Genomic DNA, 20,058 nt, shown 5'->3' on the forward strand with positions numbered 1-20,058 from the left:
CGTGTTGAATTTTCATATGATTTATAAAAATTACCGAAGCTGGGTAACAATGTCGCTGGTGGTATCATCCAAATGCTCGCTTTATCAGTAACAACCGTTAAAAAGGAAATAACATGCCAGAAGGTCCGGAAATACGCAGAAGCCGCGATAAGCTTGCGCAGGTGTTAATCGACGCAACAGTAACCCACGTTGATGCAGGGCACTCTGCCATTCAATCACATCGCCAGGAATTTACCGGCAGCACAGTTATAAATGTAGAGAGTCGGGGCAAAGCCATGCTGATTCATTTTGATATTGGTTTGACGGTGTATTCTCATAATCAACTGTATGGCCTGTGGTACGTCAGAAAGAACGGCGAATACCCGAACACTAATCGCCAGCTTCGATTTGGCCTGCACACTGCCAAAGGCGCAGCACTGTTGTACAGCGCTTCAGACATCAGTGTGTGGCCGACCGCCGAAATCCAATCGCATCCCTTTTTAGTTAAACTCGGACCCGACGTGCTGAATGATTCACCCTCTGTGGAAGAGATTACCGAACGGTTGATGATGACGCGCTTTCAAGGACGAAAGCTGGCCAGTTTGTATCTTGATCAGGCATTTCTGGCGGGTATCGGCAATTACCTTCGCAGTGAAATCCTGTTTTTCGCCGGCGTGCATCCGGATTTGCGGCCTAAGGATTTGACGGCAGAACTGCTTAAGGCACTGGCTTGCGTATCAATTGAGGTTACTCAACGCGCCTATAAAACGGCGGGATACACCGTCCCAGATGCATTCTATCGGTATGCCAAAAATCACAAGCTGCCCTATGAGGCCAGCCGCTTGATGGTATTTAATCGTGATACCCAGCCGTGCCGGGTGTGTGAGACGCCTATTGTTAGAATGGAGCGTGGCAATCGGCGCATTTATGTTTGTAAGCATTGCCAGCCGGGCGGGTGAACGACCGGCCTTCGAGAGCAACTAAAAATTGTAGCGGGCAAATAACGTATATGCACTGGAGTCAGAGTATTTTACATACTCCAAACCTACCGCCAGCTCGTTAAAATTGTACAGGCTGCCCAAACGATACGCTTTTTGGTCAGAGCCCTTTTTCCATTTTTGCCATTCCAGCCCAGCGTAAACCTCTATGTCATCGGTGAGCTTGTGGCGTGCGTGCGAAGACACGCTGTAATGACTGGCAGAGTCTTCAAAATCGCCTTGGGGAATAGAGAAATCAAATGCGATATCTCCATAGTTCAAACGCACATCAAATACGGTATTCTCGCCATACGGCATTTGGTAACCAACGCCTACCTGCCAGTTGGTTTCTTCCAGTGTGTAAGATGAAATGGTGTCGTCCACCATGCGAAAACGGCCCGTTGTAAATATTGAGTCAGTAAGTTCAACGCTGCCTTGAAATTCAAAACCGACCAGATCGAAGGGCTGCAGATCCGCATAATCTGCATTCACGTAGCCAGCCTGCACAAAATTATAGGAGGGGGTTTCTGCCATAACGGACGCCGAGAGCAGGCTGCCGATAATCAATCCAATGTACTTTTTCATTTTTTATTCCTTGTAAATTCACAATCCGACCTGAGCGTACACCCGGTCGGGTCAAATAGAGGTAAAAAAACGAGATAAGTTCAACACATTGATTTAACTGCTTATTGTTTGAGCATTTAGCTGTTGTCGGTGGCGTTGGCGTGGCGAATAAAATCCTGAACATAAGGAATGGTATGGTCGACCTCGCGGACCCCTAAATAGATGTGCTTATGAATGCCACTTTCGCCAATGGCCAGACTGGTGATGGGAAGTCGGTTGGCATACTCTTCAACCAGCCATCCGGGTAGCGCACACACACAGCGGCCGGCAGCCACCATTTGCAGCATGATTTCTGTAGTTTCAATGGTTTTGTGTTGTTTTACCGTGCAGCCCGCAGGCGTTAAAAATTGACTGAAAATATCCAAACGCTGGGGTTCAACCGGGTAGGTGATAAGCACTTCATGTTGCAGTTGTTCCGGCTTCACGAACGCTTGCTGAGCAAGGGGATGGGAACGGGCAACCACCAGACGGTGTTCATAACCAAAAACAGCAGTGAAGGTTACGCCCGGTTTAAACAGCGGATCAGGCGTTACCAGCATATCTATTTCGTACTCGAATAGCGCTGCCATGCCCCCAAACTGAAAAGCCTGTTTTACATCAATATCCACATCCGGCCATGTTTCGAGAAAGGGCGACACCACCTTTAACAGCCACTGGTAACAAGGGTGACATTCCATGCCAATGCGCAACATACCCCGTTCGCCCCTTGCAATTTGCGACACCAGCAATTCCGTATGCTCAAATTGAGGCAATACGCGTTTTGCCAACCTGAGCACTTCAAACCCTGCCCGGGTAAGGCGCAACCGGCGACCGTCTTTTTCCCAAAGTGGCGTGTCCATCTGCTGTTCCAGCTTTTTAATGCTATGACTCAGTGCGGATTGGCTCAGGTGCAGGGAATCGGCAGCCTGTGTGAGGGTGCCCTGTTTTTCGATGGCATGAAGGATGGCAAGGTGGATTCGTTCTAACATTGAATATGAATTTTATGCATGAAATAACGCATAATGTATCAATGCTGCTCATGGATGTAACCTACCTTTTGCATCGATATTCGGCTGAGCACATAACAGGCCGTAAATATAGTTCTCGCCCAAACGGTGTGTTGCGGTATTTAGGACAAGGAGCCTACCGGGCCCCTTCGTCTATATTTGACATAATTCAGGAAGCGGCAGCTTGCGCCGTTTTAACCCGGTTGATATCTGTGATTGGTGGTGCACCGAACAAGCGGCTGTATTCGCGGCTGAACTGTGACGGACTTTCATAACCTACTTTATAACCTGCTGCGGCGGCTTCGATGCCTTCGTGCAACATCAAACGGCGCGCTTCGTTAAGGCGCAGGTGTTTCTGGTATTGCAGCGGTGACATACTGGTTACCGCTTTGAACGTGCTGTACAACGACGACTCGCTCATGTGCACAGCGTTAGCCAGGGATTTCACTTTTAATGGCGAATCAAAATTGTCGCGAATAATTTCAATGGCCTTACTGATGCGGTTGGCATTGGTATCATAGAGCATAAACTGACGCAACTGGTTACCGGCTGGCCCTTTGAGCACGCGATACATTAACTCGCGCTTTAACATGGGCAGCATAATCGGAATATCCGAAGGTGATTCATGCAGCGACAGAATACGCTTAAAGGTAGACAACATCTCTAAGTCGGCATTAATAATCTTAATGCTGCATTCTTTGCCGCAGGTAGGCGTGCCTACATCGGCCATGTCGATCAATAACTCCGATAACTCACGCAAATCCAGCGCAATGCTAATACCTACGTAGGGCTCGTTGTCGCATGCCTGCACGATTTCACCAATTACCGGCATCATGATGGGCACCATCAGGTAGTCCAGTGCGTTGTATTGAAATACATTTTCACCCACATACAGCTTTTTACTGCCTTGCAGTAACAAGCACAGCATGGGTTCATAAATCGCCGGGCTGGTGCAGGTTTTTGAATTACTTCGCAGCGTACGCACACCCGGTACCCGGGTTTCCATGAGCCCATTTTCCTGACTCACGCGCGCGGTCAGTTCGATTAACTCTTTTTGATAAGTATGTACCTGAGGGTTCATGGTGACTCCTGAACAGCAATTCGTTTCTGAAAGTAAGTATAGAGTGTAATATTTACTCGGCCAATTTGTAGAATCAGGCATTGTAGGATTAGGCAATGATTGTGTAGGTTTTGACAACTGCTTCTACGCAGGTATTGCCTTAAGCTATTGTGTATATTGGTTTGCGTGTATTTTGTTGTTATATTTTCTTACAAATTGGCAAGTCTTGCCTGATACTGTTTCTGCATTGCCTGATTCTCCAATGGTTAGAGGAATGTGCAATGATTGCCAAGTTTCAGATATTATCGTTCTCCCTTTCTAAATTTACACTTCTCACTTCTGAATGAGCACTCCCCATTGCTCATATTTACTTTTAAATCGTCCCAAACAGGAGTGAGACATGTCAACACGACACACCGCCAGGCTATTTTTACTAAGCGCTATTGCCACCGTTGTACTCGCTGGTTGTGGTAGCGATGCTCAACAACCCGCCCAGCAAATGACGGCGCCAACGGTAAGCGTGGCTGAAGTTGTTAATATGCAGGTTAGTGACTGGGATGAATTTAGTGGCCGGCTCAGTGCCCCTGAGTCTGTGACATTAATGCCACGTGTATCCGGTTACGTTAACCATATCCACTTTAAAGAAGGCGCGTTAGTTAAAGAAGGTGATGTGCTGCTTGATATCGACCCAACGCCGTTTGAAGTTGATGTAGCCAGGTTGCAAGCAGAACTGGACAGTGCAGCCAGCCAGTTAACGCTTGCTAAAAATGACTATGAGCGCGGTCAGCGTCTTAGCAAACAACAGGCAATCTCTCAGGAGGCCCTTGATGGTCGCTTCGCGGCATTACAACAGGCACAAGCCAATGTGTCTGCCATCAGTGCAGCACTGAAACGCGCCGAACTGGATCTGTCTTACACCAAGGTAACCGCACCCGTATCCGGACGGGTATCTCGTGCCCACATTACACAGGGTAATTATGTTACTGCCGGTCAGAGTGCACTTACCAGTATTGTGTCAGTTGACGAAATGTACGCCTATTTCAGTGTTGATGAGCAAACTTACCTGCGTTATGTGCGCAGCGAAGTCATTCAGAGTGGGTTTGATAACAACAACGCCAATCAACCCGTTGCGCTGGCGTTGTCTGGTGATAACGCATTCCAGTACCGCGGCTACATTGATTTTGTAGACAACCAGGTCGACCAGCAAACCGGCGGCATTACGGTAAGAGCGCGTTTTAGTAATGACGATGGCGTATTAATGCCTGGTCTGTATGCGCATATTCGCCTGGCAGGCAGTCAGCCACACGACGGCATTTTAATTGATGAAAAAGCCGTGGGTACCGATTTAAACAACAAGTTTGTATTGGTAGTCGCGCAAAACAACGCCATTGAATATCGCCCGATTACGCTGGGGGAATCTGTGGGTGATTTGCGCCTGGTCACCTCGGGCCTTCAACCTGGCGACACCATTGTGGTAAATGGGCTGCAGCGTGTCATGCCCGGTATGACAATCAATCCAGACCTCACCCCTATGGCCGACGACGCCACCTTAACGGCTATTGCAGCCTCGCAAGCCATGCTGGATCCCACACAAATTGCCTTGTCTGCCTCGTTTGACGTAACGGCAACGCAATAGGAGTCATTATGTTTTCCCGATTCTTTATTCATCGACCGGTGTTCGCATCGGTCTTATCGCTGCTGTTTATTATTACCGGCAGCATTGCAGTGTGGCAGTTGCCGATCACGGAATACCCGGAAGTCGTGCCGCCTACCGTAGTCGTCACCGCCAGCTATCCGGGGGCTAATCCGCAGATCATTGCTGAAACCGTGGCGTCACCGCTGGAGCAGGAAATCAACGGCGTTGAAAACATGTTGTATATGTCTTCACAAGCCAATGCCGATGGCCTGATGACACTTACTATTACTTTTGCTATTGGCACCGATGTCGATTTGGCGCAGTCGCAGGTTCAAAGCCGGGTTGATCGCGCCGTGCCGCGCTTGCCTCAGGAAGTACAAAGACTAGGCGTGGTAACAGAAAAATCCTCACCTAACCTTACCTTGGTGGTGCATCTTTATTCACCCAACGATCGCTACGATATGTTGTATCTGGCCAACTATGCCACGTTAAACGTGAAAGACGAGCTAGCCAAAATAAACGGCGTTGGCCAGGTTCGTCAGTTCGGTGCAGGTGAATTCAGCATGCGTGTGTGGCTGGACCCCAATAAAGTGGCCGCACTGAATCTCACTCCATCAGACATTGCCAGTGCAATTCAGGAACAGAACCAGCAGGTTGTGGCGGGCAGTTTGGGTGCGCAACCGGTAAAGCGAGCTGACTTTAATATTCTGATGAATGTAAAAGGCCGTTTGAGCAATGTGGAAGAGTTTGAAAATATCATCATTAAAGTGGGTGACAACGGTGCGATCAGTCGCCTGAAAGACGTTGCGCGCATCGAATTAGGCGCTGACTCTTATGCCCTGCGCTCCACCATCGATAACAACCCTGCTGTCGGTATGGGGGTATTCCAATCTGCGGGTTCAAACGCCATTCAGATTTCAGAAGATGTACGTGCCACTATGGCGATGCTGGCTGAGAACTTCCCGGAAGGTGTGGCTTATGAGCTGGCCTACGACCCGACGGTGTTCGTGCGTGGCTCAATTGAAGCCGTAGTAAAAACCCTACTTGAAGCCGTATTACTGGTTGTTGTTGTGGTGGTGTTATTCCTGCAAACCTGGCGGGCCTCTATCATTCCGCTGGTGGCGGTACCGGTTTCATTGATTGGTACCTTTGCCTTTATGCAGGTCATGGGTTTTTCGTTAAACGCCTTGTCGCTGTTTGGCCTGGTACTGGCCATTGGGATTGTGGTGGACGATGCCATTGTGGTGGTGGAAAACGTTGAGCGTAATATCAGCGAAGGCTTGTCGCCCGTAGAAGCAACTACCAAAGCCATGAAAGAAGTGACCGGCCCGATTGTGGCAACCACACTGGTGCTGGCGTCGGTATTTATTCCTACCGCCTTTATGACCGGCTTAACCGGGCAGTTTTACAAGCAGTTTGCACTAACTATTACCATTTCTACGTTTATTTCGGCGATTAACTCGTTAACGCTAAGCCCAGCATTATCGGCGTTGTTGCTGAAGGGCCATGACGCGCCCAAAGACAGGCTTACCCGATTGATGGACAAGCTGTTTGGTGGCTGGCTGTTTGCGCCTTTTAACCGCTTCTTTGCGCGCTTGTCCAAAGGATATGGAAGCGTGGTGAAGAAGATTATCCGTTTTGGTGTGGTAGTGGTGCCGTTGTATGTGGTGTTAGTGGGCGTAACGGGTTTGCAGTTTGCCACTACACCTACCGGGTATATTCCCGCGCAGGACAAGCAGTACCTGATTGCGTTTGCTCAACTGCCGAATGCTGCGTCTTTGGATAGAACTGACAGCGTCATTTCGCGGATGTCGGAGATTGCCCTTGAACACCCTGGTGTTGCCAATACCATTGCGTTTCCGGGCCTGAGTGTAAATGGGTTCACCAACGCCACCAACAGCGGCATTGTGTTTGTGACACTGGATGACTTTGCAGAACGCACGGATCCGTCTTTGTCGGCAAATGCCATTGCTGGTGCACTGAATGCGAAGTATGCCTCTATTCAGGAGGCGTTTGTGGCTATCTTCCCACCCCCGCCGGTGCTGGGGCTGGGCACCATTGGTGGATTCCGTCTGCAAATTCAGGACCGTGCTGGTTACGGCTTTGAAGCCTTGAATGATGCCACTATGCAGGTGATGCAGAAAGCCTGGCAGGATCCGGTGCTGGCCGGCGTGTTTTCAAGCTATCAGGTGAATGTACCGCAACTGGATATTGACATTAATCGCGAGAAAGCCAAACAGCAAGGCATCGATCTCAATCTGTTGTTCCAAACCCTGCAAGGCTACATGAGTGCGACGTATGTGAACGACTTCAATCTGTTTGGCCGCACCTTTCAGGTAAATATGCAGGCCGATGCGCCGTATCGCGTAACTGCCGAACAAGTGGGTCAGCTAAAAGTGCGTAATCAGGCGGGGCAAATGGTTGCTTTGGACTCTTTCATTCAGATTCGTGACGTTGCTGGACCCGACAGAGTGATGCACTACAACGGCTTTCCCACTGCTGAAATTAACGGTGGCCCTGCGCCGGGTCATAGCTCGGGTGAAGCTCAGGCAGCGATTGAAGAGATCCTGGCTGAAACCCTACCTAACGGCATGACCTACGAATGGACTGAGCTTACCTATCAGCAAATCCTGACGGGCAACGCAAATATGCTGGTCTTCCCGCTGGTGATTGTGTTGGTGTTTATGGTATTGGCTGCGCAATACGAGAGCGTGCGTTTACCACTGGCCATTGTATTGATCATTCCGATGACCTTGCTGTCGGCATTAAGCGGTGTACTGCTATATGGCGGCGACAACAATATTCTTACCCAGATTGGCTTTATTGTGCTGGTGGGGCTGGCCACCAAGAACGCCATCTTAATTGTGGAATTTGCCAAAGAGTTGCAAGACCAGGGGCTGTCGATCATGGACGCCATTCTGGAAGCAGGCAGGCTGCGGTTACGCCCAATTCTGATGACGTCCATCGCCTTCATTATGGGGGTAGCGCCACTGGTGTTTTCTACCGGCGCAGGTGCGGAAATGCGTCAGGCAATGGGGGTAGCGGTATTCTCCGGCATGATTGGTGTGACTATCTTCGGCTTGCTATTAACACCGCTGTTTTATTTCCTGCTGGCAAAGCGCCAGCCAGAAACAGCTTCGAAAGCACAATCACCAGAAGGAGAGGCGCATGCTTAAGCTTACTCGTATCGCCAGTGCAATGTTACTGACAGGCATGGTCTCAGCTTGTGCGGTTGGGCCTGACTACCAGGCTCCCGATAACGTGTCCACTGTTGAACTGACAGTGCCATATGAAACCGCTAATTCGGTGAAAAGCTGGTGGCAGGTTTTTGAGGACGAGACCTTGTCGTCTTTAATTGACCTGGCACTTACTGAAAACCGGTCATTGCACGAGGCGCTAGCCAACGTGCGCCGTGCACAAGCGGTGTTCAGTGAATCCGGTGCCCAGCGTTGGCCTCAGGGCAGTGTGTCCGCAGGCTATCAGTCGGTTGAAAATACGTCGTTGCTCGACGCCGACGATGGTGTGCAGCTGCGCGGCTTCAATACCGGTTTGTCATTGAATTGGGATGCTGATTTGGCTGGCAGGCTGGTGCGAGCGGAGCAGGCGGCCTTAGCCAGAGCTGAACAAGCCAACTTGCTGTGGCGCGATGCCCAACTGCAGGTGATCAGTCAGGTGGTAAACAGTTATGGGCAATATCGTGGGGCGCAGATTCGGTTAGTGTGTGCGCAAATGAACCTGGCCTTTCTGCAGCAAAGCCGGGACGTGATTCAGGCACAAGTTGATGCAGGAACCGCAACCACATTTGAACTGGCACAAATCGATACACAAATTCACCGGGTTGAAACGGATATTCCGTCGATGCGAATCGCGCAGGCAACAGCCAAACGCACATTGGCGGCGTTAGTTGCTCGTCAGGCTAATGAACTTGAACTTGGCGGCGCCGCCAGTTTACCAACTTTGCGAGCGCCACTGCCGGTAGCGCAAGGCGTAAATTACCTGCAATACCGTCCTGATGTGGCCAGTGCAGAGCGCGCCCTTGCCGCTTCCGTAGCGGATATTGGTGTGGCCACCGCGTCGCTTTATCCATCACTCTCTGTTAGTGGGTTTCTGGGCTTTTTGTCATCGCCAGGTCTGGCATTGAACAGTGCCTCGCAAAGCTGGAGTATTGCGCCTACGTTGCAATGGTCGGGGCTAAACTGGTCGGCAGTAAAAGCACAGGTGCGTGCAGCAAATGCTGACGCTGATGCGCAGCTGGCTCGCTTTGAACAATCCGTGATTGAAGCGGTAAACGACATGGACTTGTCGTTACAAAGCTATCAGTACAGCCGCGAACAGTTAGCAAGTGCCAAGCAGCAATTTAAGGCGAGTCAGCAATCTGCCACTATCGCCAGGATCCGCTACGAAGAAGGGAGCCTTGAGTTTCTGCAATTGCTCGATACGGAGCGCGAACTCATTGCCAGTCGTGACCAACTCGCACAAGTCGAGCAATCGCACTTCCTACGCCTGGTGGAGGTGAACCGCAGTTTCAGTGGAGCGCTAAGCTGGCAACAAGCCGGTTAATTCAAATATATGCAGCGCTGGATAATGCAATTCATCGCTGCGTTTTTCAGTTTACTTATTTGAAGAGAGGTATTAACGGCTTGCGATATACGCTTAACAACTATCTTTGGGTTATCTTTACTTTCACCCTGTTTTCGTCAACCGCAAAGGCGCTTAATCAAATCTCGGTAGACGTGCTTAAAGGCGAAGGGGAAATTGCCGGGGCCAGATTAGGGCTGTCGCCCTGGGCATCAGCCAATTACCGCCTGCCATTATTGGGCAGGGTGGCGGTTACTACCGAATTAAGCCTTACTCAACTACAGGCAGCAGGGGCGGATTCTGGATTTGATAACAACGCCGTTTATGCAGTTACGCCCGTGCTCCGCAAATCATTAGGCAGGCTTTTTTCAATACCCACTGAACTGGAATTTGGTATCGGCGCCAGCTTGTTGGAAAACCGCCATTTTGGGCAAAAGGATTTGGGATCCAAGTTTCAGTTTGAAGACCGGCTGGGCTTGCTTATGCAGCTCAATTCAGGGCTCGCGGTTTCACTGCGCTATATGCATTATTCAAATGGTGGTATAACCGCCTCTAATCCCGGACTGGACTTTATCAATGTGTCGCTGATTTATCCGCTGTAAACGCAATATTCCGGTTATGGGGTGGTTCGTTGAGTGAATATATGCTGCTTTTGCATCACCAGTTTATACAGCGTATTTACAACATCCCTGGCACTTTCCTGAACTTTAATCTGAGTTGCATCGTCAACCAGGCCTTCAACATGAAAGCGGAGTGATTCTTCAATGCCCGCGAGGGCCATTTGCCAATCGCCAAATTGCCTGGTTGCGATTTGTTCGTAATTCAATACGGTTACCGCCATGTGCCGGGCATCCATTTGGATAGACTCAAAAAGCGTTTCAATATCTTCTTGCGTACCTTCTATAACCTGACAGAAATAGCCGCCTGAGTACAAGAGTGCTCCCGTGATGTTTTTTGCTCTGTTGTTGCTTTGTGCAACCTGTAAAATACGGGTAATTTCGTTTTCAACAGTATGTTGGTTACCGACAATGGCACTGCGGCTGATATAAGCGATCTGAGAGAGCGAACTCATACCGTTTCCTCTTCAATTCGGAATGAAATTGCCTGATCAAATGGCATCGGCTTTGCGAAATAAAAACCCTGAATTAACGTCGCACCAAATGCGCCTACTAATGCCAGTTGCTCTTTGGTTTCCACGCCTTCAACAATGATGTTCAGACCAATAGATTCGGCAATTCTGATGAGACCTGAAATCATTTTCTCGGCTTTATTCCTGGTTTTCGTATCGCTACACACTAAATCACGAATAAAGCTTTTATCTATTTTTATGCAATCAAACGGCAGTTCGATTAACCTGGAAATTGCGGAAAAGCCGGTGCCGAAATCGTCGATAGAAAGCTTCACGCCAAGGTCTTTGAGTGAGGCGAGTGAGTCTTCCAGAACATGACAAAACTCGGTTGATTCAGTAATTTCCAGCTGGATTTGCTTGCTCGAAATCCCGGTAGTTTGGATTGCTCGCTCAAGCGTTGCCAATAATATCTCGGCATCCTGGAATTGAGACGGGCTGATATTAATACTGATACCAGGTGTGTAGCCCTTCATTTCGGGAATATTGGCTGCGTCCAAACACGCTCTGTCTATGATGAATTGCCCGAGTATGTTCATTATGTTGATGCGTTCTGCGATAGGAATAAACTGTAGCGGAGGGATCAGGCCTTTAACTGGATGGTGCCAGCGTATCAATGCTTCGAAATATTCTACCCGTTTCCTCGCAATATTGATGATGGGCTGGTAATACAGTTCAAATTCATTATTCGTCAGAGCCTGATGTAACTCATTGGAATTAATGAATAATGATACGCGTAAATCATTTTCTATTTCGTGGGCCTGTTGCGCTTCTAAAACCATTGTCGGGGAAAACTCTACGATATTCAGGTTCCTTCGCTTTGCATTGTTTAAAGCAATTTCCGCGTGATTAACTAAGGTTTTCCCGTCACAAAGAGACGCATTGCCTTTTGCAATTCCCAGCCGTAATCCCAGCACAATTATCTGCCCTTCAATAGCCATTGGACGTTGCGCAAATTCAAGTAATTTGCTGATTTCATCCTCCAGATTCTCAGATTGGGTAAATACCAGGCAAAAATGGTCGCCATGCAAACGACCTATTACCGGTACGTGAGAAAACTGCTTTAACAATCTGGCAGCAGCCGTTTTGATAATTTTATCCGCTGTGTCCGGACCCACGGCATTATTGATACTGCCGAAGCGAAGTAGCTCAACATCGATAATGGCTAAATGTTCAATGCCACAATCCCTTGCAAGCGCTTCAACACAAGCAATAGTTTCTCTGCGGCTAAACAGGCCTGTCAGTGTATCGAACTGTGGCATGGTTGTTCCCTTATACTGGCGATCCTCAATAGCGTTAACATGTCGCTCATAAAATGAGAGGCTGCCTGCAACTTTAGTAGTAAAAGCATAGGTGACACTTTTATATAGGTAAATAAATACATCAATAAATTGAATGAGACCGGTGATAGTGATTGATGAGTTTTTCTCATTATTCTTTGCGGAATAATTCAATAGTGCTTCGACTAATGATTGCTATAGTTGAATCTGACTAATTTATTTACGCTGCCAGGAGTGCACGCATGCCACGTTACACGTTAAACGTTAATAACACCTCCCATCAGGTGGAGGTTGAGGCTGACACCCCATTGTTGTGGGTACTTCGCGACGAATTAGGATTAGTGGGCACTAAGTATGGCTGTGGTGTTGCTATGTGCGGTGCGTGTACTGTACATCTTAATGGCAGTGCTATGCGCGCTTGCCAGTTACCAGTTTCTGCAGTTGGCAATAACGCGGTAACCACCATTGAAGGGCTGTCTGAAAACGGCGAGCACCCGGTACAAAAAGCCTGGTTGGAACACGACGTTGCGCAATGTGGTTATTGTCAGTCAGGTCAAATTATGTCGGCTGCGGCATTATTGGCAAATAATCCAAACCCCGACGATAAAGCAATTGAAGCGGGTATGAGCGGGAATATTTGCCGTTGTGCGACTTACACCCGCATTAAAGCGGCCATCAAAACAGCGTCAATCGACATTGTAAACGTGTAAGGAGAATGGCATGACAACACACTCCCCAACACAAAATGTACTCACTTCCATCGGCCGTCGTCAGTTTTTACGGGCTTCTGCCGCGGCAGGTGGTGGCTTGTTGATCAATTTCTCCTGGCTGGGATCGTCTCTGGCAGCGCGCGCCGACGCTGATAGCCTGCCTGACAAGTTGTTTAGTTTAAATGCGTTTATTCGCATAGCCAGCAACGGGGTTATAACGGCTATGGTGCCAAACCCGGAGTTCGGACAAAACCTGATGACCTCTATGCCCATGATACTGGCGGAAGAACTCGACGCCGACTGGCAGTCGATTTCGGCTGAGCAAGCCCCTTATGATCCGGCGCTTTATCAACGGCAGTTTTCGGGTGGCAGTCAGTCTATCCGGCAGGCATGGAGCAGCTTGCGCATGGCGGGCGCAGCAGCAAGGTATATGTTGATGCAAGCCGCAGCAGGTAGTTGGAATGTGCCAATGGCTTCGCTAACCACGCATCAGGGCACAGTAAAACACACGGCATCGGGCAAACAGGCCAGTTATGGCGAGTTAGCGTCGTTGGCAGCCACTTTGCCCGTGCCTGAAAACGTCGCCGTTAAATCAAAAGACAGCTTCACGTTAATAGGCTCAGCTAAAAAGAATCTGGTGGGTCAGGATATTGTTACCGGCAAACCCTTGTTTGGTATGGATACGCAGGTTGATGGCATGCTGATTGCCATGATTGTGCACGCGCCTGCATTCGGGCAAACGCTGGCAAGCGCTGACACTGACACCATTAAGCAGATGCCCGGTATTCGCGATGTGTTTGTATTTGATTCAATGACGCCGGAATACACCAAAAACTACTTCGACGTAACCGCGTTTCCCACTATGGTGGCTATTGTGGGTGATTCCACCTGGCAGGTCATGAAAGCCAAAAGGGCACTCAGCGCGCAATGGAAAACGGTTGGTAGTTATCAAGAAACCATTGACCGCTTTGGTTCGCCGGTGGTAATTAACGTGCCGGGTGGACTGGAAAGTACGGCCGGTCACAAGCAAGCCATGGCAGCTGTATTGAGTGGCAAAGCCGGTAAATTAGACGTATTGCGCCGGGACGGTAACCCCGAAGCCGCTTTTGAACAAGCAGCGCAAATCGTAGAAAGTACCTACTACGCGCCCTATCTGGCACATAACACTATGGAGCCTATGAACTTCTTTGCCGATGCCACTGGCGAGGTGATTAAAGTGTCAGGGCCGTTGCAGGGGCCGATTTTTATTCGTCAAACCCTTGCCGAGCGGTTAAAGGTATCGCCCGACAATATTGAGATAGACATGAAACGCATGGGCGGCGGGTTTGGCCGTCGGGCATATTCGCATTATTTGGTTGAAGCCGCGGTAATATCGAAAAAGGTTAATAAGCCGGTTAAGTTAATGTATACCCGCGAAGACGACATGACCATGGGCATTTACCGCCCAACGTATTCAGTAAAACTGCGTGCGGCGCTGTCTGCCAACAAAGAGTTAATTGCCTATCACGTTAGTGGCGTAGGTGTACCCGAGCATTGCGTGCATGAAAACCGCTTCCCTGCCGGTGCCATCGAGCACTATCTGGCGGAAGGCACTGCCCTTGATTCAAATATTACGGTGGGGGCGTTTCGCGCGCCGCGCTCTAATTTTATGGCCATGGCTGAGCAGGCATTCCTGGACGAAGTGGCAGAAGTCATGGGGCAGGATCCCATTGATTTACGCTTATCGTTGCTAAAACGGGCACAGCAAAATCCGGTGGGTAGCAACAATGATTACGACGCCGCCCGTTACGCCGGAGTACTGCATCAATTGCGGGAAACAGCCGGCTGGGACAGCATACCCGCCACTACGCCCAAAGGTGTGGCAGTGTATTATTGCCACAACTCCTATGCCGCACATGTAGTCACACTGAGCGCAGCCAATCCGCGCAATCCGCAGATTGATAATGTGTTTAGTGTGCTTGATTGCGGCATTGTGGTGAACACCGAAGGGGCGGTTAATATGGTGGAAGGGGCTGTCATTGATGGTATTGGCAATGCTATGTACGGCGAGATGACCTTTACCGATGGCAAACCCGATAAGCAAAACTTCGACCGTTACCGGATGATTCGCATGAACGAGATCCCCAGGAACATTAGCGTGAGTTTTGTTCAAAGCGACACTGATCCTACGGGCCTTGGTGAACCACCGTTTCCACCAATTTTCCCGGCCCTTGCCAATGCACTGTATCAGGCTACCGGCAAGCGATTGTATGAACAGCCTTTCGCGCCTCAAATCACAAAAGATTAGTGTAACGACAGTTTGTGCCCAGAGACAGCTTGTTCAATGTACCCAACGCATGACCTTGCTGTCTCTCTTCATTTTCGGTCAGGCAAGTAACACTATTTCTGTTATGGTTATTGCCAGCCAATAAGACGTAGCCTATGAAAACCCGATTAAACGATTTAATTGCCTTTATTGCTGTTGCTGAAGAAGAGAGTTTCACGCGTGCCGCTGCCCGTTTGTCGGTGTCACAGTCGGCGCTGAGTCATACCATCAAAGGAATGGAAGAGCGCTTAGGACTGCGCTTGTTTACCCGCACCACGCGCAGCGTGTCGCTCACCGAAGTCGGGCGAAAGTTGTATAGCTCCGTGGCCCCCAGGTTGCAGGATATTGAAAATGAACTCGACTCATTAAATGCCCTGAAAGACAGCCCGTCGGGTACGATTCGAATTTCAACTGCTGAGTATGCCGCGCGGAATGTGCTATGGCCTAAAATCCTCGATTTTATGCAAACCTACCCGGAAATCCACATTGAACTGTCGGTGGATTATGCCCTTACTGACATCGTTGCTGATAAGTTTGATGCCGGTGTGCGGTTAGGTGAAAGCCTCGAAAAAGACATGATTGCCGTGAGTATTTCCCCGCCACTGCGCATGGCTGTGGTGGGGTCGCCTGCTTATTTTGAGAAGCACGGCATCCCTCAAAGCCCCAGGGATTTGTCGGATCATCGTTGTATTAATTTACGCCTGCCTACCTATGGGCGATTATTGGTTTGGGATTTCGAAAAAGACGGGCGCGAGGTAAACGTGAGGGTTGAAGGCCCGTTAACCGTAAACAAGTCCTTTTTTATACGTGATGCCGCGCTGAAAGGCGTAGGTATTGCTTATTTGCCCCAGGACATGGTGAAAGACGCCGTGGCCGATGGCCGGCTTATCCGCGTGCTGGATGATTGGTGTGATGAGTTCCCCGGCTACTATTTGTATTACCCTAATCGCAGCCAATACTCCCCGGCCTTTTCATTGTTTGTAGAAGCCATGCGATACCGGGCGTAGTGCCCAAACGCGCAGATTATGACAAATGTCACATAAAAGTTGTGACACATGCTAATTACGCCAATTCATTGCGCTGGGCATACTGGTCTCCACACTAGGGAGATTCATTATGCAAACGTCTCAACATACTTTGGTCAGCGTCCGTCAGTTGTCAAAATACTTTGGCAAAGAAACTGCGCTCGACGCGATTAATCTGACCATTCACGCTAACGAGGTTGTTGCCCTGTTAGGCGAGAATGGCGCAGGAAAAACCACCACTATTAGCACACTGCTAGGCCAGCTTCGCCCGGACGTAGGTGAGGTTTTGGTGTTTAACCACAAGCCGGGGCATTGGGCTGCTAAACAACAAATGGGCGTGATGCTCCAATCTGCCGCGTTGCCCGATAACGTCACTGTGATCGAACAACTCCGGTTATTTGCCAGTTACTATCCTAACAGCCTGCCGCTCGATTACGTGCTGAAAACCGCCTTATTAACCGACCTCACCAACCGCAAGGTGCAAACGCTGTCTGGTGGTCAGAAACAACGCTTGCTGTTTGCCATGGCGATCATCGGTAATCCGCGTCTGGTTATTCTGGACGAGCCAACGGTAGGGCTCGATGCCACCGCTCGCCGAGAGTTCTGGACCTGTATTCGTACGCTGGCGGCCAATGGCACATCCGTGTTGCTCACAACGCATTATCTGGAAGAAGCCGACGCACTGTCCGACCGCATTGTGGTGCTGTCGAAAGGTCGGGTGGTGGCAGAAGGGATCCCGGCTGACATTAAAGCCAGATTAGGCGGCAAGTGTATACGTTTTCGCAGCACACACGCCATTGCCAATATTGAGAGTCTGCTACCAGACGTTCAGGTGCAACGCAGGGGGGATTACATCGAGTTGATATCGGCCACTCCAGAAGCCCATTTATATGCACTATTGGCGAGTGGAGGCAATGTTCAGGATTTAACCGTAACAGGGATTTCTCTGGAAGATGCGTTTTTGCACCTTACTCAAACACCACATACCAACATTCAGACTATTCAGGAGAAGTCAGCATGAACCTCATTCAACCTATGCCATTGTCTGTGTCGAAGCGCTGGCAAATACTGTTGCTGGAAACACAAACCGAGCTGCTAAAAACGTTTCGAAGCCCGGCATTTGTGATCCCAAGTCTGGCATTCCCGGTGATGTTTTATGTGTTTTTTGGTCTGTTGTTCAATGCCATGGGCGGGCATGCTGGTAACGCAGCGAAATACATGATGGCCACCTACGCCGTGTTCGGCGCTATTGGTCCCGCATTGTTCTCGTTTGGTGCCGATGTGGCGTCCGACAAAGACAAGGGGATCTTGAGCCTGAAGTTGGTGAGTCCGATGCCGGTGAGTAGTTATTTCGCCGCGCGGATTTTTACTGCTCAGCTGTTTGCACTCATCATTATTTTAAGCTTGTTCGCACTGGGCGCGCTGTTTGGTGATGTGGTTATGACCAGAGGTCAGTGGGTGCTTACATTGGTTACAGTGCTTGCGGGTACACTACCATTTTGCGCGATAGGCTTATTTATTGGGCTAACCGTATCGGCCAAAGCGGCTCCGGCTATTGTGAATATCGTTTACTTGCCCATGGCGTTTTTCTCGGGACTTTGGGTGCCTATTCAACTGTTCCCTACATCGATGGAAATGCTGGCTAATGTGTTTCCTGCCTATCATCTGGCGCAGCTCGCTCTGGCTATTCAGGGCAACCATTCAGGTGCGCCCTGGTATGTGCATGTGGGTGCATTGGTTGCTTACACGGCAGTGTTTTTGGCACTCTCTGTAAAGCAATTTCAGCGTATCGATAACCGTCATTAAACAAGGAGTGTACAATGCGAATGTCAATTATTGCAGTGGTGTGCCTGGCGCTGATTGGACTGTTTATCAGCTTGTTGCCTACGCCTGAGATAACGCCTGCTGCCCGCCCTTCAGCGGAGAAAAGTACCGTTGATTGGCCTGAATCAGTCAGCTACCGGCTGACCAACGTAACCGTGTTCGATGGTGAACAATGGCATGAAAATACCACGCTCGTGGTTAACAATGGCCGCATCATGGCCCTTGTGTCTGACGTTGGGGAGTTATCGGGTAACGCTGAGTTGAACGCAGTAGACGGGCAGGGCGGGTTTGTTATTCCCGGACTAATAGATGCCCATACCCACAGTTGGGGCAATGCTCTTGCGCAGTCTCTGGAATACGGTGTAACCACAACGCTGGACATGTTTACCGACCCCCAGTTCATGTTGTCGAAACGAGCACAGCGTGACAGCCTTGCCACCGTGCGCGAAGCCGACTTGTTTTCGTCGGGCGTACTGGTTACCAGTAGAGGGGGGCATGGTACCGAGTACGGTATAGCCATTCCCACCATTGCCATGCCCGGTGAAGCTGACGCCTTTGTGGCTGCCCGCTTAGCGGAAGGCTCTGATTACATCAAAATTGTGTACGACGCATCGGCAAGTGAGTCTGATCACAAAGGGCGTTTTACCTCAATAGATTATCCAACCCTTGAAGCCGTGGTAAATGCAGCGCATGCACAACACGCACTTGCGGTGGTGCACGTAATGGACTTAACGTCGGCAGAGCATGCGGCAAAGGCCGGTGCTGATGGCCTTGTGCATACTTTCGGTGGGGAACCTGCCAGTGAGGAATTGATTGCCCTGATGCAATCTCGCAACATGTTTATTATTCCTACGTTATCTATTCTGGCATCCATAGCCGGTGAAGGGCGCGGGCAGGCACTTATTACGCATTCTGCCTTTAGCGGGCATATCGGTGCTGATGTTGAACATGCCATTGCGAACGACATCGATTCTGATCGCGTGTCGGATGATTACTTTGACATTGCCAAAAAGAACACTCGCCGCATGCACAACGCGGGCATTGAGGTGCTGGCCGGTACGGATGCGCCTAATCAGGGCACTGCCCACGGGATCAGTTTGCACGACGAGCTGGCCCTGCTGGTGGACAGTGGATTGTCACCTACCGAAGCCCTGCAAGCGGCTACCTACTTGCCTTATTCCCGTTTTAACATTGGCGAGCGGGGTAACCTGAAGCCAGGGGCTCGGGCAGATTTTGTGGTGTTGGCGCGTGATCCCAGACATGACATTCGCAATACACAGCACATTCGCGCGATTGTTAAAAATGGTGCAAGCGTACCTGCCTACTTTGAAGCTGAAACCGCAACTGGTATCACGCCTGTATCGGGTGTAGTGAGTGATTTCGAATCTGATCTTACACCGCAGCTTGGCACTCGCTTTGTGGTCTCTACCGACCAAATGATGAAGGGCGATTCTGTGGCATCGATTCACTATGTTGAAAACGGCTGTGACGGAAGCGGCGCTTTAAAGGTTGAAGGGCGTATTGGCCCGGCATTCCCCTACCCGTGGGCAGGCGCATTCCTGATGTTTGGGGAAACCATGAGTAGTGGCTACAATCTGAGTAATTTCAAGCGTATAGTGTTTGATGTGAAAGGGACAAATGGTCAGTTCAGACTGATGGTGTTAAACCCTCAAACGGCACGGCCCAGTGAAGTGAGTTTTGCTGTTACCTCTGAATGCCAGCGGGTTTCTGTCGCCCTTGAGGATATTGGCGGGGTGGACTGGCACAATGTTGCAGGTATAGGGTGGGTAGCAGGAGCCGCAACGCCTGACTTTACCTTTGAACTGGACAACATCGAATTCGAGTAACTTTTTTCAGCCGTGAGTTTGAGTACTAGGGCGTGTTGATCTTTGCTGTATTAATTTTGTTCGTTCTAGGTGTTCAGCGATCGCGGCGCATGTTCGCAGGT

Annotated in this window: 16 protein-coding genes; 11 read left to right on the forward strand and 5 right to left on the reverse strand. The window is 49.8% G+C overall.

Annotated features, from left to right (window positions below; translation table 11 throughout):
- The first annotated feature begins 113 nt into the window (after positions 1-113).
- Positions 114-938 (forward strand): endonuclease VIII, encoded by an 825-nt coding sequence (gene nei, locus FJ444_RS20000; protein ID WP_140961477.1) that lies wholly within the window; start codon positions 114-116, stop codon positions 936-938.
- A 21-nt stretch (positions 939-959) separates the two neighbouring features.
- Here nei and FJ444_RS20005 read toward each other — a convergent pair whose 3' ends face one another.
- The 3 genes from FJ444_RS20005 to FJ444_RS20015 all read right to left on the reverse strand — a co-directional run bounded on the left by FJ444_RS20005 (position 960) and on the right by FJ444_RS20015 (position 3,647).
- Positions 960-1,541, reverse strand: coding sequence for an outer membrane beta-barrel protein (locus FJ444_RS20005; RefSeq protein ID WP_140961479.1), 582 nt, complete (start codon positions 1,539-1,541; stop codon positions 960-962).
- A 116-nt stretch (positions 1,542-1,657) separates the two neighbouring features.
- Positions 1,658-2,548, reverse strand: coding sequence for a LysR family transcriptional regulator (locus tag FJ444_RS20010; protein WP_140961481.1), 891 nt, complete (start codon positions 2,546-2,548; stop codon positions 1,658-1,660).
- A gap of 187 nt (positions 2,549-2,735) precedes the next feature.
- The gene (locus tag FJ444_RS20015) at positions 2,736-3,647 is read right to left on the reverse strand and encodes an AraC family transcriptional regulator (protein ID WP_181405243.1); all 912 of its coding nucleotides are present in this window, start codon (positions 3,645-3,647) and stop codon (positions 2,736-2,738) included.
- 379 nt (positions 3,648-4,026) lie between these two features.
- Between FJ444_RS20015 and FJ444_RS20020 the strand changes: the two genes are divergently transcribed.
- The 4 genes from FJ444_RS20020 to FJ444_RS20035 all read left to right on the forward strand — a co-directional run bounded on the left by FJ444_RS20020 (position 4,027) and on the right by FJ444_RS20035 (position 10,442).
- Positions 4,027-5,262, forward strand: a complete 1,236-nt coding sequence (locus FJ444_RS20020; protein ID WP_140961484.1) for an efflux RND transporter periplasmic adaptor subunit — start codon at positions 4,027-4,029, stop codon at positions 5,260-5,262.
- A gap of 5 nt (positions 5,263-5,267) precedes the next feature.
- On the forward strand, positions 5,268-8,438 hold the full coding sequence (locus FJ444_RS20025) for a multidrug efflux RND transporter permease subunit (protein ID WP_181405247.1): 3,171 nt from the start codon (positions 5,268-5,270) through the stop codon (positions 8,436-8,438).
- Positions 8,431-9,822 (forward strand): efflux transporter outer membrane subunit, encoded by a 1,392-nt coding sequence (locus FJ444_RS20030; protein WP_140961488.1) that lies wholly within the window; start codon positions 8,431-8,433, stop codon positions 9,820-9,822. The genes FJ444_RS20025 and FJ444_RS20030 overlap by 8 nt, the downstream gene beginning before the upstream one ends.
- 80 nt (positions 9,823-9,902) lie before the next feature.
- Positions 9,903-10,442 carry an acyloxyacyl hydrolase gene (locus tag FJ444_RS20035; RefSeq protein ID WP_181405244.1) on the forward strand — a complete coding sequence of 180 codons (540 nt, stop codon included), beginning with the start codon at positions 9,903-9,905 and terminating at the stop codon, positions 10,440-10,442.
- A 14-nt stretch (positions 10,443-10,456) separates the two neighbouring features.
- Here FJ444_RS20035 and FJ444_RS20040 read toward each other — a convergent pair whose 3' ends face one another.
- On the reverse strand, positions 10,457-10,912 hold the full coding sequence (locus tag FJ444_RS20040; RefSeq protein ID WP_140961492.1) for a BLUF domain-containing protein: 456 nt from the start codon (positions 10,910-10,912) through the stop codon (positions 10,457-10,459).
- Positions 10,909-12,228 (reverse strand): bifunctional diguanylate cyclase/phosphodiesterase, encoded by a 1,320-nt coding sequence (locus FJ444_RS20045; protein WP_140961494.1) that lies wholly within the window; start codon positions 12,226-12,228, stop codon positions 10,909-10,911. Before FJ444_RS20045 ends, FJ444_RS20040 begins: the two co-directional genes overlap by 4 nt.
- Before the next feature lie 260 nt (positions 12,229-12,488).
- Here FJ444_RS20045 and FJ444_RS20050 point away from each other — a divergent pair, with 260 nt between their 5' ends.
- The 6 genes from FJ444_RS20050 (at position 12,489) to FJ444_RS20075 (ending at position 19,957) form a co-directional block, all read left to right on the forward strand.
- Complete coding sequence (locus tag FJ444_RS20050) at positions 12,489-12,956, forward strand: (2Fe-2S)-binding protein (RefSeq protein WP_140961496.1); 468 nt, start codon at positions 12,489-12,491, stop codon at positions 12,954-12,956.
- Positions 12,957-12,966: 10 nt separating this feature from the next.
- The gene (locus FJ444_RS20055; RefSeq protein WP_140961498.1) at positions 12,967-15,243 is read left to right on the forward strand and encodes a xanthine dehydrogenase family protein molybdopterin-binding subunit; all 2,277 of its coding nucleotides are present in this window, start codon (positions 12,967-12,969) and stop codon (positions 15,241-15,243) included.
- Positions 15,244-15,377: 134 nt separating this feature from the next.
- The gene (locus FJ444_RS20060; RefSeq protein ID WP_140961499.1) at positions 15,378-16,268 is read left to right on the forward strand and encodes a LysR family transcriptional regulator; all 891 of its coding nucleotides are present in this window, start codon (positions 15,378-15,380) and stop codon (positions 16,266-16,268) included.
- 109 nt (positions 16,269-16,377) lie between these two features.
- On the forward strand, positions 16,378-17,307 hold the full coding sequence (locus FJ444_RS20065; RefSeq protein WP_140961501.1) for an ABC transporter ATP-binding protein: 930 nt from the start codon (positions 16,378-16,380) through the stop codon (positions 17,305-17,307).
- Positions 17,304-18,092 (forward strand): ABC transporter permease, encoded by a 789-nt coding sequence (locus FJ444_RS20070; protein WP_140961503.1) that lies wholly within the window; start codon positions 17,304-17,306, stop codon positions 18,090-18,092. Before FJ444_RS20065 ends, FJ444_RS20070 begins: the two co-directional genes overlap by 4 nt.
- 14 nt (positions 18,093-18,106) lie before the next feature.
- Positions 18,107-19,957: an amidohydrolase family protein gene (locus FJ444_RS20075; protein WP_140961519.1), complete on the forward strand. Its 1,851-nt coding sequence runs from the start codon at positions 18,107-18,109 to the stop codon at positions 19,955-19,957.
- Positions 19,958-20,058 lie beyond the last annotated feature (101 nt).

The organism is Aestuariibacter sp. GS-14, from assembly GCF_006494365.1.
Lineage (GTDB): Bacteria > Pseudomonadota > Gammaproteobacteria > Enterobacterales > Alteromonadaceae > Alteromonas > Alteromonas mangrovi.

Excerpts from the sequence above, each read along its gene's own strand:
- nei (WP_140961477.1), top strand. The coding sequence starts at position 114 with ATGCCAGAAGGTCCGGAAATACGCAGAAGCCGCGATAAGCTTGCGCAG.
- FJ444_RS20005 (WP_140961479.1), bottom strand. The coding sequence starts at position 1,541 with ATGAAAAAGTACATTGGATTGATTATCGGCAGCCTGCTCTCGGCGTCC.
- FJ444_RS20010 (WP_140961481.1), bottom strand. The coding sequence starts at position 2,548 with ATGTTAGAACGAATCCACCTTGCCATCCTTCATGCCATCGAAAAACAG.
- FJ444_RS20015 (WP_181405243.1), bottom strand. The coding sequence starts at position 3,647 with ATGAACCCTCAGGTACATACTTATCAAAAAGAGTTAATCGAACTGACC.
- FJ444_RS20020 (WP_140961484.1), top strand. The coding sequence starts at position 4,027 with ATGTCAACACGACACACCGCCAGGCTATTTTTACTAAGCGCTATTGCC.
- FJ444_RS20030 (WP_140961488.1), top strand. The coding sequence starts at position 8,431 with ATGCTTAAGCTTACTCGTATCGCCAGTGCAATGTTACTGACAGGCATG.
- FJ444_RS20040 (WP_140961492.1), bottom strand. The coding sequence starts at position 10,912 with ATGAGTTCGCTCTCTCAGATCGCTTATATCAGCCGCAGTGCCATTGTC.
- FJ444_RS20045 (WP_140961494.1), bottom strand. The coding sequence starts at position 12,228 with ATGCCACAGTTCGATACACTGACAGGCCTGTTTAGCCGCAGAGAAACT.
- FJ444_RS20050 (WP_140961496.1), top strand. The coding sequence starts at position 12,489 with ATGCCACGTTACACGTTAAACGTTAATAACACCTCCCATCAGGTGGAG.
- FJ444_RS20055 (WP_140961498.1), top strand. The coding sequence starts at position 12,967 with ATGACAACACACTCCCCAACACAAAATGTACTCACTTCCATCGGCCGT.
- FJ444_RS20060 (WP_140961499.1), top strand. The coding sequence starts at position 15,378 with ATGAAAACCCGATTAAACGATTTAATTGCCTTTATTGCTGTTGCTGAA.
- FJ444_RS20065 (WP_140961501.1), top strand. The coding sequence starts at position 16,378 with ATGCAAACGTCTCAACATACTTTGGTCAGCGTCCGTCAGTTGTCAAAA.
- FJ444_RS20070 (WP_140961503.1), top strand. The coding sequence starts at position 17,304 with ATGAACCTCATTCAACCTATGCCATTGTCTGTGTCGAAGCGCTGGCAA.
- FJ444_RS20075 (WP_140961519.1), top strand. The coding sequence starts at position 18,107 with ATGCGAATGTCAATTATTGCAGTGGTGTGCCTGGCGCTGATTGGACTG.